At 58.8% G+C, this 12,777-nt stretch carries 10 protein-coding genes; 3 read left to right on the top strand and 7 right to left on the bottom strand.

What is annotated here, in order from left to right:
- Positions 1 to 44 precede the first annotated feature (44 nt).
- Entirely contained in the window at positions 45 to 1,742 is a 1,698-nt protein-coding gene (locus tag HNQ64_RS01540; protein WP_184204524.1) for an acyl carrier protein, read from the top strand.
- Between the two features lie 79 nt (positions 1,743 to 1,821).
- Positions 1,822 to 3,111 (top strand): ATP-dependent 6-phosphofructokinase, encoded by a 1,290-nt coding sequence (locus tag HNQ64_RS01535; RefSeq protein ID WP_184204523.1) that lies wholly within the window; start codon positions 1,822 to 1,824, stop codon positions 3,109 to 3,111.
- A 416-nt stretch (positions 3,112 to 3,527) separates the two neighbouring features.
- Here the strand turns inward: HNQ64_RS01535 and HNQ64_RS01530 are convergent, their stop codons facing one another.
- The 4 genes from HNQ64_RS01530 to HNQ64_RS01515 form a co-directional block, all read right to left on the bottom strand.
- On the bottom strand, positions 3,528 to 5,147 hold the full coding sequence (locus HNQ64_RS01530) for an FAD-dependent oxidoreductase (protein WP_184204522.1): 1,620 nt from the start codon (positions 5,145 to 5,147) through the stop codon (positions 3,528 to 3,530).
- Positions 5,148 to 5,987: 840 nt separating this feature from the next.
- Positions 5,988 to 6,341, bottom strand: a complete 354-nt coding sequence (locus HNQ64_RS01525; protein ID WP_184204521.1) for a DUF2200 domain-containing protein — start codon at positions 6,339 to 6,341, stop codon at positions 5,988 to 5,990.
- Positions 6,342 to 6,356: 15 nt separating this feature from the next.
- On the bottom strand, positions 6,357 to 6,824 hold the full coding sequence (locus HNQ64_RS01520) for a hypothetical protein (protein WP_184204520.1): 468 nt from the start codon (positions 6,822 to 6,824) through the stop codon (positions 6,357 to 6,359).
- A 281-nt stretch (positions 6,825 to 7,105) separates the two neighbouring features.
- On the bottom strand, positions 7,106 to 8,059 hold the full coding sequence (locus tag HNQ64_RS01515) for a calcium/sodium antiporter (protein WP_184204519.1): 954 nt from the start codon (positions 8,057 to 8,059) through the stop codon (positions 7,106 to 7,108).
- A gap of 1,148 nt (positions 8,060 to 9,207) precedes the next feature.
- Here HNQ64_RS01515 and HNQ64_RS01510 point away from each other — a divergent pair.
- The gene (locus HNQ64_RS01510; RefSeq protein ID WP_184204518.1) at positions 9,208 to 9,405 is read left to right on the top strand and encodes a hypothetical protein; all 198 of its coding nucleotides are present in this window, start codon (positions 9,208 to 9,210) and stop codon (positions 9,403 to 9,405) included.
- 709 nt (positions 9,406 to 10,114) lie between these two features.
- Here HNQ64_RS01510 and HNQ64_RS01505 read toward each other — a convergent pair.
- From HNQ64_RS01505 to HNQ64_RS01495, 3 genes are all read right to left on the bottom strand, one after another.
- A complete protein-coding gene (locus HNQ64_RS01505) occupies positions 10,115 to 10,510 on the bottom strand; it encodes a hypothetical protein (RefSeq protein WP_184204517.1) in 396 nt (131 codons plus the stop codon).
- Positions 10,511 to 10,744: 234 nt separating this feature from the next.
- Positions 10,745 to 11,989: an argininosuccinate synthase gene (locus tag HNQ64_RS01500; protein ID WP_184204516.1), complete on the bottom strand. Its 1,245-nt coding sequence runs from the start codon at positions 11,987 to 11,989 to the stop codon at positions 10,745 to 10,747.
- A gap of 65 nt (positions 11,990 to 12,054) precedes the next feature.
- Positions 12,055 to 12,507, bottom strand: a complete 453-nt coding sequence (locus HNQ64_RS01495) for a hypothetical protein (protein ID WP_184204515.1) — start codon at positions 12,505 to 12,507, stop codon at positions 12,055 to 12,057.
- Between the last annotated feature and the right edge of the window lie 270 nt (positions 12,508 to 12,777).

Here is a 12,777-nt window from a genome sequence, read left to right as displayed (position 1 = left end):
TGACCCTGTGGCTGGTGCTTGTACGTTCCAGCCTCACCCCCGTAATGCCTGACGCCCCCACCCTGTCCCAACTCGAGCTGCGTGTGCTCGATCTCGTCCGTGACGAAGTCCTCCAAACACCGCCTGGTTTCGGTGTCAGTTCTGACCTCTTTGAGGCCGGTTTGGACTCGATGGCTATCATGCAGTTGTTACTGCTTTTAGAGGAGCACTACGGCGTGGCCATTCCGGTGGGCAGTGTCTCACGGGCAAATTTTAAAACGGCGCAGACCATCGCCGCGCTGCTGGTGGAGCAAGGTTATGCCATCACCCAAGGCGCTGCGGAGGAACCCGCTCCTGCGCCCCCGCCAGAGCCTGTGGCCTTGGTGCCGAAGGCCCCGCCAGTGCCTGAGGAAAAATTTGATCGGTTGCCGCTGCGGGACTGTGATTTCTTCACGCATGCCTTTGATGAAATGCTGCGCCAGGCCGGGCAGGGGGGGCACATCGCGCGCTCTTTCATCGAGCTGGATCGTGCGCCGGATGTGGTGGCCCTGAAGGCGCTGCTGGTGCGTTTGCAGGATTACTTTGCCTTTCCCATCCTGACGGCGCAGCTCAAAAAGCCGAGCTTCTTTTCCCTGCCTCTCTGGGTGCCTGCCACGAATCCACGACCGCTGGAGTTGCAGTTGTGGTCCGACGAAAAATCCGTGGGCACGCTGCTGCCGCATGGCGCGCAAAAGTTTGCCGATCTGCAAACGAAGCTGGATGACATCATCAATACCTCCCTGCCGCAGTATGAAGACGGGTGGATGAATGTGCGCTTTGACCTGGTGGAAAAGGCCGATGGCTCCTGCGTCTTTGTTTTCTCCTGGAGCCATCTCATCATGGACGGCATCGGGGCGGAGTTTTTCCTGCTGGAGATCAATCGTTTGTTAGGGGGTGGGGGTGAGCCTGTGCCGGGATTTGACCTAACGGATCTGAAGGATCAGCGGGGTTGGGGTGAGCGGTGGAAGACGGCAAAGGTGATGCCGGCCTTTTTTGATACGGTGATGAGCAAGCCTTTTGAGGCGCTGGGCTCTGCCAAGCTCTCGGCTGGGCGGGCGCATTTTCAGGTCATCACTTTAACAGAAGCGCAGAGTGCGGAGGCGGCGCGTCGCAGTGCGGAGGTGTCCGGGCCGCTGATCAACATGCCGTTTCATTTGGCCTGTGCCATGCGCGCGCACCAGCGGGTGTTTTCCCATCGCGGGCAAAAGCCGGAGTCGCTGATGTGCTGCGTGCCTATCCAGGTGCGGCGGAAGGGCACCCGTGGTCCGCTTTTCCAAAATCACCTGACGATGTTTTTCTGCAATCTGGTGGCGGAGGATCTGACCACGCTGGATGCGGCGGCGCAGTCTCTGCACAAGCAGCACACACGGTTCATCAAAGAAAAGATCGGCGATGCCTTCCGTGATCTGATGTGGATGATGCGGCCCATGCCGCCGAGCCTGCACATGCACTTCATCAACTGGCACATGAAGGGTAAATTCAGCTCTTTCTACCACTCGAACACGGGGGTCTTTGCGCCTGAGTTGACGCACTTTGGCGGAGCCCAGGTGACGAACGCCTACCACGTGCCAAGCTTCTCAGATCCACCAGGGACGGGCGTATTCACAAATGAGAAGAATGGCCGCCTAGTGCTGACGCTGTGCTGGCGTGCAGGCACCATGACGGAGGAAGAGCGTGCCATCTTCATTGGTCAATTGATGAGTGACCTGGGTGTGACCGCCTAAAACCCCCTGACCCTAACGTTGCACAAAAAAGCCATCACGTCCTGTGCATGGCACCCGATGTGCTCTCTACTGACTGCCCATGCTGAATGTTGACATTTCCTCTCTTGGTCCCTGCCTGTTTCGCTCGCCGCTGCACCAGATCGGCAGTGTTCAGGTGCCCTATAAGACGGAGGCTGATCGTATCCTCTACACCAATAGCGTGCAAGGGCTGCAAGGTGAAAATGGGACCCTGAGCTTTGAAGAAGCGGGCCCTCGTGAACAGATCTTTTTTGATCCGCCGCGCACGACGGTCGGCATCGTCACCTGTGGTGGTCTGTGTCCGGGGCTGAATGACATCATTCGTGGCATTGTGAACCAGTGCTACCGCCAATACGGGATTACCCGGGTCTATGGGTTCCGCTATGGTTATGAGGGGCTGGTGCAGCGTTATGGTCACACGCCCATTATGTTAAGGCCGGAATCGGTATCCCAGATTCATAACTTTGGCGGTACCATTTTAGGCAGCTCCAGGGGCCAGCAGCCCATCGGAGATATGGTGGACACGTTGGAAGATATGTCCGTGGATATTCTCTTTGTCATCGGTGGAGATGGCACGCTGCGGGGGGCATCGGAAATCGCCAAAGAGATCGCCCGGCGTGGTCTGCGGAAGGCCATTGTGGGCATTCCCAAGACGATTGATAACGACATCATGTATCTGGACAAAAGCTTTGGTTTTGAGACTGCTTTTGCTGAGGCTGTAAACGCCGTGAAATGCGCCTACACAGAGGCCTGCGGGGCCGTGAATGGCATCGGCCTGCTGAAGCTGATGGGGCGGGACAGTGGTTTCATCGCTTGTTATGCCGCCTTGGCAGGTAGCAATGTGGACTTTGTGCTGATCCCTGAGGTGAGCTTTGCCATGGAGGGCACCACGGGGTTGCTAGAAGCACTGCGTTATCGCCTGGCGAAAAGGGGCAGTGCCGTCATCGTCGTGGCGGAAGGGGCGGGGCAGGAGCTCTTCCAGGCCGATGGGGCGACGGATGCGAGCGGCAACAAACGATATGGCGACATTGGTTTGCATCTGAAGGATCAGATCAACGCCTTTTTCAAAGCCCGGCGTATGGAGGTGAACCTGAAGTACATCGATCCTAGCTACATCGTCCGAAGCGTGCCTGCGAACCCGCAAGACAATGTCTATTGTTCACGCCTAGCGCAGTCAGCCGTGCATGCGGCGATGGCGGGGAAAACCTCCATGCTGGTAGGGCGCTGGCACAATTCCTTTGTGCATCTGCCGCTAGACATGGTGACTCATGGCCGCCGTAAGGTGGATCCTCACAGTGAACTGTGGCATGCAGTGCTGGAGAGCACAGGCCAGCCAGCGATGATGACTTAGACCCAATGCGCTAAGTCATGGGAGTGTGGTCAGAAGAAGGAGACTGCATGCGCGGCCACCAGCACACTGGCTGAACGGACTTTGCGGTGGCAGGAGCGAGACCGTGTTGGCGGCAGGGTCGCCTCCGCGATTTGCACCCTGATTCGCCGCACACCCTCCGTTCATCGCTGGAGCGCGGATCGGAGCGAATGATCTATTTCCCTTGCTTGGCGGTTTGCGGCGGCCCCCTTGGCTGCACCATTTATGAGATACTCGTTAGCCGTGTCACTGAGGAACGGTTGGAGGCTTTTAGGGCTCATTCAGTTCGTCTGAGCGGTCCAGTCTTTTCAGACCGGCTGAAGCCGGCACGACAATGCACGGCGACCTGCCGAGACCACCTGCTGGCGCAGGTAGCGACGGGGCGGGTCCCGCCCTCTTTAAAACTCGGGGGGTCCGTTCAGGTGTTCGCATTTTTCTGGCAGGCCGGGGATGAAATCCACCACTTGCTTTTGCGAGCGCAGTTTGTCCTGAAGCGTGGAGACTTTCACCGCCTGCACAGCGCTGCCTTCCTGCGCTGCCATCGCTGCGGCGATGCCTGCCGCGTGGCCGGTGATCATCCACACGCTTTCTAAGCGCAGGGTGCAAAAGGCCACGTGCGTGTAGCTGGCAGCTCCGGGCACCAGGAGGTTGGTGCATTCAGCCGACTGGGGCGTGAGGGCGCGGTAGGGGATCTGGTTTGCATAGCCCATGCGCCAGATGCGGCCTTCGTTGACGAATTCATTCTCGTTCAGGGCCACCCGCTGCACGTGATGGCAATCAATGAAGTGGCTGCTCATGCCGATGCTGTCCGGTTTGCGTAGGTCTGTCTGCACATCCGCCTGCTTCATCACATACACTCCGCGCATGCGCCGGGCCTCGCGCACGTAGAGCTGGTAGGGGAGGTGGCCGTTATCGGAGAACTCATCCTTGTGCAGCCCCAGCGCTTTCATTTCCGTCTGCACATTCGCTGGCACGGCCTCATCCTGCGCCAGGAAATGCAGCAGGCCCAGGGTGTAATCCAGGTGATCTGCATAGATGCGCGCGCGCTCTTCATGGCTGGCATCGGGCCAGTCAAACTGGCCGCCGAAGTGGCCTAGGGAAAAGATGGCAGACTGTTTGTTATTCAGCTCAAACTTGCCATTCCGCCGACCGTAGAGGTCCAGGATGTCCGCCAGCTTTACGGATTTTTTCTGGGCGGTCTGGTTGCGCAGCCAGCCGCCTAACAAGGAGTAGCGAGCTGCATTGTAATGCTGTGGGGCTGGGATGGGCACTTGCAGCTTGGGGTCCTTCGCCACGGTGAGGCGGAAGTTGTAGTTCATCGGGGCGCGATGGGCCTCGCCCTCTGTCAGATCCTTTGCCCAGGCGCTGATGCCGGGCAGCAGCTTGCCCTCGGCATCCACGGTGCGGGCCTGGCGGGGCACTTTGTCAAAACGAATGCCCGCTGCCTCCTCGCCAAACTCCGCCTTGGACTCGCGGCCCACTGCGTACTTCACGCCCGCGCGCGCCATGAGGTCGCCTTCATAACTGGCATCCACAAAGACCTTGGCAGTGAGCTTCGTGCCATCGGTCAAGGTGAGGCTGGTGATCTGGGCGCCCTCCTTGGTGACAGCGTCCACGGCTGCGCCGAACTGTACTTCTACCTTGGCCTCCTTCAGCATTTCGAGGTACACCTTCTCTGCGACGGAGGATTCAAAAAAATACTCCGGCTGGCCCGTGCCGTAGTGGTCCCCCAGCCGCCGATAAAACTCATCGGCAAAGCCGCCGATGGTCCACTTCAGCATGTGCTCACTCTCCGCCGTGTTGATGCCACTGGTACTCAGTCCTCCGACATGCTGAGTCGGCTCGATGAGCCGCACCTTCACCCCCTCCCGCGCTGCCGTGATGGCCGCCGCGATGCCGCAGGGCACGCCGCCATAGACCACTACATCCGCCTCGCGGACCTCCGCTGCCAAGGAGGGGGAAGCCAGGGCCAGGGATGCTGCCGCCCCTGCACAGAAAACAAAGGTTCTTCGATTCATGAACAGTCAGTGAAGCAAGGAAAGGGCAGGGCGGCAAGGTGATAGCGTGTTCCCACTCGCAGATCCCTCGTAGGGCGGGTGTGTCCGGCGCAAAAAGATTCCGCAAGCTCTTCCGTGTCATCGCCGGATTACCCGCCTTTCTTGGAAGGCCCGGGTCCTCCAAACCATTGCCGTTTTGGGGGAATCGAGTCGGCAGCCAATAGGGCACCGCTGGCATCCTTCCAGGATGCGGCGTTAATTGGGAATGACGATCTTGCCTAACCAGGGGTGCGGTCGTCCCGTATGCGGGCTCCCTTTACCGTCTAGCTACCGGCTGGGATGCCTCCAGCATCAGGGAGAGGTGAAGGCGGGGGCGCGGAATTTTACACCGCGAGAGATTGGAAGACCGCAGAGAATACGGTTTTGTTTCTCTCTGCGGTTTTGTCCTCTGTGGGGTCATTCTTTCTGAAGGTCCTTGCCCGTCGGGTGAGCAAGCCGGGTCATTACGCTAGTCATTTCTCCCAGCCCCAGCGGGGCGGGACAACCCAGCCCAGGGCCAGCGAGCCCTAGCGAGCGTAGCCCTGGGACCCCCGGAAAGAAACCGTCACCCCTCCCCCAAGCCCTGAAAGGGCGAGGCAGGAGAAGGTGGCGTGGCCCTCCTGCCTCGCCCTTTCAGGGCTCTCTGGCACAGAGAACACCGCCGTCTTATCCCCCAGGGCTGCGCCTGGTTCCCTGGCTGGCCCTGGGCTTGTTGTCTCGTTCCGTTGGGACTTCTGAGGGATTGGGTTACAGGCTGATTTCGCGAGGGAGGATCGGCTTACTTGGCTTCCGATCCACTACCCTGAAATGGAGCATCTTTGGTTAGGCTCGGAGGATTTTCTCCATCGCCTTCCCCTTGGCCAGTTCATCCACCAGTTTATCCAGGCAGCGTATTTCCCGCATCGTCGGGTCTTCCACCTCCTCCACCCGCACGCCGCAGACGGTGCCTTGGATCAGTGTCCGTGCAGGATTCATCTGGGGCGCTTCTTGGAAGAAGGTTTCAAAGTCGGTCTGCTTGTCCAACTGGGACTCCAGTTTCGGTTGGGTGTAGCCCGTCAGCCAGCGGATGATGGCATCCACCTCGGCCTTTGTGCGGCCCTTCTTTTCAGCCTTGGCGATGTAGTGGGGATAGACGTCCGCGAAAGGGGTGGTGAAGATGCGGTGTTTGGCGGGCATGGATCGTGGTCTGTTTTAACAAGCAGAATTTCGCGATTTGTCAGGTGCCCTCGCTCTTTGCAGAGGCTCATTGTCGGCGTACTCCAGTAGGCGCTGGTTGGCGTCATAAGCGATTTCTATCCGATGATGCTGCATGCTGCGCATCGCAATTTCGGCAGCCGTCATGGGGATCATAATGGCCTCGGCAGTCCCCAAAGTCACGGCATTGCTAATGGCCTGCCCGGATCCTTCATCAAAGGAGTTAAGCTTGCCCTGGTACACATGTGTATCCATAAACTTGGCCTTCAATTCCCTGCCATAAGTGTCTAACACCGTTACATCCGTGATCGTGGCGTTTGGGGCACCCAGTTGGCGATGCACCTCCGCTCTTTCCATTCCTGTCTTGAGGGTGACTCCTGTGGAAGCGGTCATCCAGGCGGAAACGCAGTTCGACATCGTCAGGCATGTGGCGACTAGCAGGGCAAGGCGGAGGCAATGTTTCATGTCAGCAGAGTAAGTGAGGCAGTTTGAAGTCTGCTCCGATGGATGTCGGGTCCAAGGAGGGCCACCCGCTGAGAAGATCATCGGATATCTCAGTGTCAGGCCATCCCGCAGGCTACCGATTCACATGCGGTATTTGGCCGCCCGCTGTATCATGGTATTTTCGATCACACACCCTCAGCCGCCTTTTTGATCGTGGCGATGTCGATCTTGATCATTTGCACCCTGGCTGCCATCGTTCACTCGCTGCCATTGAGGGCCTTGGACGGTGCGGTTTTCCATTCTCACTCCTTCGGCCACAGCCACACCATGTAGCCCACGTAGGCGGCCAGCAGCAGTGCCCCCTCCCAGCGCATCAGTTTCTGGCCCGTCCTGAGGATCGGTACCAGGACGATGGCAAAGGCGATGCCGATGTAGATGTCCGTCATCTGGATGCCGGTGCCATGCAGGGGCCTCAGCAGGCTGGCCCCGCCTAGGATGCCCAGGATGTTGAAAATGTTCGAGCCGATGATGTTCCCCAGGGCGATGTCCGGCTCCTTTTTCAGTGCCGCGACCACGCAGGTCACCAGCTCTGGCATGCTCGTGCCTGCGGCAACGATGGTTAGGCCGATCACCGCCTCGCTGATGCCATACAGCCGTGCCAGGCTCACCGCGCCATCCACCATGAAGCGCGAGCCCACCACCAGCAGCCCCAGGCCGCCTAGCATGAAGACCACATCCCGTCCCACACTGCCTTTGGGCGTGGGTAGCGCCTCCGCATACTCCTCCACGACTGCTGGTGACTGCCTCACCCGTTTCGCATACATGACCGTAAAGATCACGTATGCCACCAGCCCCGCCACCAGCAGGCCGCCCTCCAGCCGACTGAGGTGGAGATCATGCAGCATCCACCCGCCGATCATCGTAACGACCACCATGAGGGGGGCATCCATACGCAAAATTTGAAGCTGCACCGTGAGCGGGCAGATCAGCGCCGTTAGCCCCAGGATCAGGCCGATGTTGAGCGAATTGGATCCCAGCACATTGCCTATGGCAATCGCGCCCTCCCCATCCAGCGCCGCCTTCATGCTCACCACCAGCTCCGGCGCACTCGTGCCAAAGGCCACCACCGTCAGCCCCACCACCAGCGGCGTCAGCCCCAGCCGCAGCGCCAGCGCCGAGCTCCCCCTCACCAGCCCCTCTCCCCCAAAATAGAGCAGGATCAGGCCGAGCAGGATGAACGTCAGAGATTCAATCATGGGAGGAAGGGGAATGTCATGCATGTAACACCACGCGCCCGGATTTGTCATCTCTAGATCCCGCCCCCTTCGCCGACTTATGACAGGCTGGACGATGGCATCCGATTTCGCTCCTTACCCGTCTTAGGATCTACGGACCTAACAAAAAGCGCGGCGCTTATGGCCTCAGGAAAGCAGCCCGAGCTTTAGCTCGCCTAGGCCCTGCCTGGTCGGTTGCGTCGAAGGGGGAATGACCATCTCGCCTAACCAGGGATGATGTGGCCACGCTCCAGCGCCTCCTTCGTAGGGCGGGTGTGTCCGGCGCAAAAGATCCCGCTAGCTCTGCCACCTCATCGCCGGATTACCCGCCCTTCTTGGAAGGCCGAGTCCTTCACCCCACGTCGCTTGGGAAAAGAATCGCGTCGGCAGCAAAAGGGCACCGTCAAAGCAAGGCGGGTAATTCCGCGAGTGACTGGATCCTGCCAACGAAGCCAAAGGGCGCGGAACACACCCGCCCTACGTCCCCTGATCCCTCGTAGGGCGGGTGTGTCCGGCGCACTGACGCGTGTTTGCTCTCCCGTGTCATCGCCGGATTACCCGCCTTTCTTGGAAGCCCCGAGTCCTCCAAACCGTTGCCGTTTTGGGGGGACCGCGTCGGCAGCAAAAGGGCACCGCCAAAGCAAGGCGGGTCATTCCGCGAGGGACTTGATCCTGCAACGAATACAAAGGGCGCGGAACACACCCGCCCTACGTTCCCAGATCCCTCGTAGGGCGGGTGTGTCCGGCGCACTGCGGCATGTTTGATCTCCCGTGTCATCGCCGGATTACCCGCCTTTCTTGGAAGCTCGAGTCCTCCGAACCATTGCCGTTTTGGGTGGAATCGTGTCGTTAGCCAAAAGGGCACCGCCAAAGCAAGGCGGGTCATTCCGCGAGTGACCTGATCCTGCAACGAACCCAAAGGGCGCGGAACACACCCGCCCTACGTTCCCAGATCTCTCGTAGGGCGGGTGTGTCCGGCGCAAAAGATCCCGCTAGCTCTGCCACCTCATCGCCGGATTACCCGCCTTTCTTGGAAGGCCGAGTCCTCCAAACCGTCGCCGTTTGGGGGATCGCGTCGGCAGCCATGAGGGCACCGCTGGCATCCTTCCAGGATGCGGCGTTGATTGGGAATGACCATCTTGCCTGACCAGGGGTGTGGTCGCCGGGGCTCCCTTTACCGCCTGGCTACCGGCTGGGATGCCTCCGGCATCGGGGGCGTTGAAGATGGGGGCGGGGATTTTCTCACCGCGAGAGATTGGAAGACCGCAGAGAATACGGTTTTGTTCCTCTCTGCGGTTTTAGGTCCTCTGCGGGGTCATTCTTTCTGAAGGTCCTTGCCCGTCGGGTGAGCAAGCCGGGTCATCACGCGAGCCCTCTCCCCCAGCCCCAGCGGGGCGGGACAACCCAGCCCAGGGCCAGCGAGCCCTAGCGAGCGTAGCCCTGGGACCCCCGGAAAGAAACCGTCACCCCTCCCCCAAGCCCTGAAAGGGCGAGGCAGGAGAAGGTGGCGTGGCCCTCCTGCCTCGCCCTTTCAGGGCTCTCTGGCACAGAGAACACCGCCGTCTTATCCCCCAGGGCTGCGCCTGGTTCCCAGGCTGACCCTGGGCTTTGTTGCCTCGTCCCTTCGGGACTTTTGAAGTGGTTGCTCTTCGCCTGCCTTCCCTGAAATATTCTCCCCTAACCCAAAGGGCGATGAATAGGGGGCTCAGCAAAGTAGCCCTAGCTTGAGCAGCTCGGGGCTATTAATCAACGACTTCAAATGAGAGCGAGGCTTTGGTGAGGGACAGAACCCTTTCAGGGTTCAACGTCTCCTGACGTGTGCGGTCATGGATGACCAGGGTTCTGCGAACCCTTCGCTCAAGTGCGGAAGCCCTTTGGGCTTGGGGAGGAGGCGATGGATTGTCTCTAGGGAGTTCCAGGCTCATCTGGTTATAAGAACCTTTCGCTAGCTTTTGGAACCTCGTTGGAACGGTGAGCTAGGCATTCTCTTTGCCTACCTATTGAGCATGAGTATGGCCTCCATCGGTGACGTGAGACTCATTTGATTTGAATGCGCCGTATCTCGTTGTGGTAGTAGCCGATGCTTTCGCGATCCAGACGTTTTCCCAGATAGGCCTCCACTTCTGAGCCGCTAGGAATCTGAGCGATTTCTTCTTGGAGTGATTCGGGAACGAGAAATCCTATGCCCATTCCTTTTTCTTTCATGATTGTAGGTTTGCCCGAGGCGCCCAAAGTCAAAATGCCATCATGCCGCTCTAAACGGTTAAGGTAGTTTGATTCCTGGAGGCACCTCAGCGAATAAAACTTGTCGGAATAGAAGCGATTGATCGCCGGATGGTGGGGCGCAAGCCAACCGAGGATAAAAAAGGCCGCAAGGTAGCTGACGGTAAGAACAAGGATACCTGCGAGGATATAGGCCAAATTTTTCTTCATGATGTATTCCGAGGCTCAAAGATGGCACGGGTGAGTGTGAGTTGCCTCAATCAGTCTTGGTTGGCAGGTCATTTGTTCGCAGAGCTACTTTTAGAATAGGGAACCCAACGACGTTTTGAGTTCGGTGCCAGCAAGAGTTGGATCTGTGGCACAGGCAGACCTGACTACGCCAACAAAAAAGCCCGGAAACCTTGCGGTTTCCGGGCAGGTGAGAGACTAACGAGATCGCTTCAGTTAACCCCCAATATTCCCCGCGCCATTCACCTGCGAGTTCACGCGTAGTCTCAGCCCGTTGAGGCGGATGAAGCCGGTGGCGTCGTCTTGGTTGTAGGCCTTGGTGGGGTCGGCTTCCATGGTGGCGATGTGGGGGTTGTACATGCTGAACGGGCTCTGGCGGCCGGCGGCGTGGATGCCGCCTTTGTACAGCTTCACGCGGACGGTGCCGGAGACGTTCTTTTGGCTCTCGGTGACGAGTGCCTGGAGGGCGAGGCGCTCGGGGGCGTACCAGAAGCCGTTGTACACGAGCTTGGCGTATTCGGGGATGAGGCTGTCGCGCAGGTGCATGACTTCGCGGTCCATGGTGAGCGACTCGATCTGGCGATGGGCGAAGTGGAGGATGGCACCGCCGGGGGTCTCATACACACCGCGGCTTTTCATGCCGACGAAGCGGTTTTCCACCATGTCCACGCGGCCGACGCCGTGTTTGCCGCCGAGTTTGTTCAGCGCTTTCATGACCTGGAGGGGGTTCATGGGCTTGCTGTTCACGGCCACGCAGTTGCCTTTGTCAAAGTCGAGCACGACGTACTCGGACTTGTCCGGGGCGTCTTCCGGGAAGACGGAGAGGGTGGTGAAGTAGTCGCGATACTTCACGTCGCCCGCGTTGAACCAGGGGTCTTCCAGGATGCCGGCCTCGTAGCTGATGTGCAGGAGGTTGCGGTCCATGGAGAAGGGCTTTTTCGCGCTGGCCTGGATGGGGATCTTTTTCTCTTCGCAGTAGGCGATCATCTCGGCACGGCCCGGGAACTGGGTGCGGAAACGCTCGTCACGCCAGGGGGCGATGATTTCCAGGTCGGGGGCGAGAGCGGCGGTGGTCAGCTCGAAACGCACCTGGTCGTTGCCCTTGCCGGTGGCGCCGTGGCCGATGGCGGTGGCGCCTTCGAGCTTGGCGATCTCGACCATGCGCTTGGCGATGAGGGGGCGGGCGATGGAGGTGCCCAGGAAGTACTGGCCTTCATAGATGGCCCCTGCCTGCATCATGGGGAAGATGAAGTCCTTGGCGAACTCTTCCTGGAGGTCGTCCACGTAGATTTTCAGAGCGCCGGTTTTTTTGGCTTTGGCGTTCAGGCCTTTCAGTTCGTCGTCCTGACCGATGTTGGCGCAGAAGGCGATGACTTCGGCATCATAGGTTTCTTTGATCCAGGAGAGCAGGACGGAGGTGTCGAGGCCGCCGGAATAAGCGAGGACGATTTTCTTTTTCATGTGTGGGAAAGGGAGCGCGGAGAATAAACGGTTCGGCGGGATTGTCGAATGGAGAGGTGGGCACATCAGAGCCGCTCATCCGCTCGGCGTATTTCGTCGAGGTCGGCCAGATCCTGGATGCGTCCGGCAAGGGTCTTGGCTTTGATCAAGGCATCCTTTGAGAGGTAATGGATATCAAAGCCTTCGTCGGTATCCACGGTATGTTCAGCCCAGCAAGAGGCGAAGCTGAGGCCGGGCAATGAGGTGAGGAAATCAAAAAGGATGGGCGCTCTGCCGACCATGTATTGAAAGCTCTCCTTGGCGAAGTCTGCTTGGGTGACGTCAATCAAGGGCATTCCAAACTGGTGAAAAGCCTTCACGACTCGAGCTGCGTTATCGTCGGACGGTTCCAGCCAGATGTCTAAATCTTTGGTGAAGCGAGGTTGGGAATACAGCATCGCCGCATAGCCGCCTACGATCAGGTATCGCACCTCATTCTGATCGAAGAGGCGAAGGAGATCGCTGAAATCGGAGTTCATCGAGATTGCGCTTTTGTTGTTTCCAAGACTCTATGACCAATTCCCATGCTGCTTGCCGGATGGCGGCACCGCCTTGATTCTGCCAGAAACGGATATTTTCCGTTCGCATGCTATCCAAGCTCTCGCACTTTTTGGCATACCAACCGGCACGGAGAGGAGGTGTCTGGGGTGCGTTCATGGTGGATGAAATCAAATCACGTTCACCTGAGAAGACAACTGCTGAATCGGCTGTCGTGACATTCCTTGGAAAGTTGTGTCGGGGGGCGGCGT

The organism is Prosthecobacter dejongeii (assembly GCF_014203045.1).
In the GTDB taxonomy this organism is placed as follows: domain Bacteria; phylum Verrucomicrobiota; class Verrucomicrobiia; order Verrucomicrobiales; family Verrucomicrobiaceae; genus Prosthecobacter; species Prosthecobacter dejongeii.
Note: the sequence above shows the minus strand (reverse complement) of the source record. Positions and strands in the feature narration are given on the sequence as shown.

Coding starts and splice junctions, on each gene's coding strand:
- HNQ64_RS01525 (WP_184204521.1), bottom strand. CDS start 6,341: ATGCCCGCCAAACACCGCATCTTCACCACCCCTTTCGCGGACGTCTAT.
- HNQ64_RS01515 (WP_184204519.1), bottom strand. CDS start 8,059: ATGATTGAATCTCTGACGTTCATCCTGCTCGGCCTGATCCTGCTCTAT.
- HNQ64_RS01495 (WP_184204515.1), bottom strand. CDS start 12,507: ATGAACTCCGATTTCAGCGATCTCCTTCGCCTCTTCGATCAGAATGAG.
- HNQ64_RS01520 (WP_184204520.1), bottom strand. CDS start 6,824: ATGAAACATTGCCTCCGCCTTGCCCTGCTAGTCGCCACATGCCTGACG.
- HNQ64_RS01510 (WP_184204518.1), top strand. CDS start 9,208: ATGACCATCTTGCCTGACCAGGGGTGTGGTCGCCGGGGCTCCCTTTAC.
- HNQ64_RS01500 (WP_184204516.1), bottom strand. CDS start 11,989: ATGAAAAAGAAAATCGTCCTCGCTTATTCCGGCGGCCTCGACACCTCC.
- HNQ64_RS01530 (WP_184204522.1), bottom strand. CDS start 5,147: ATGAATCGAAGAACCTTTGTTTTCTGTGCAGGGGCGGCAGCATCCCTG.
- HNQ64_RS01540 (WP_184204524.1), top strand. CDS start 45: ATGCCTGACGCCCCCACCCTGTCCCAACTCGAGCTGCGTGTGCTCGAT.
- HNQ64_RS01505 (WP_184204517.1), bottom strand. CDS start 10,510: ATGAAGAAAAATTTGGCCTATATCCTCGCAGGTATCCTTGTTCTTACC.
- HNQ64_RS01535 (WP_184204523.1), top strand. CDS start 1,822: ATGCTGAATGTTGACATTTCCTCTCTTGGTCCCTGCCTGTTTCGCTCG.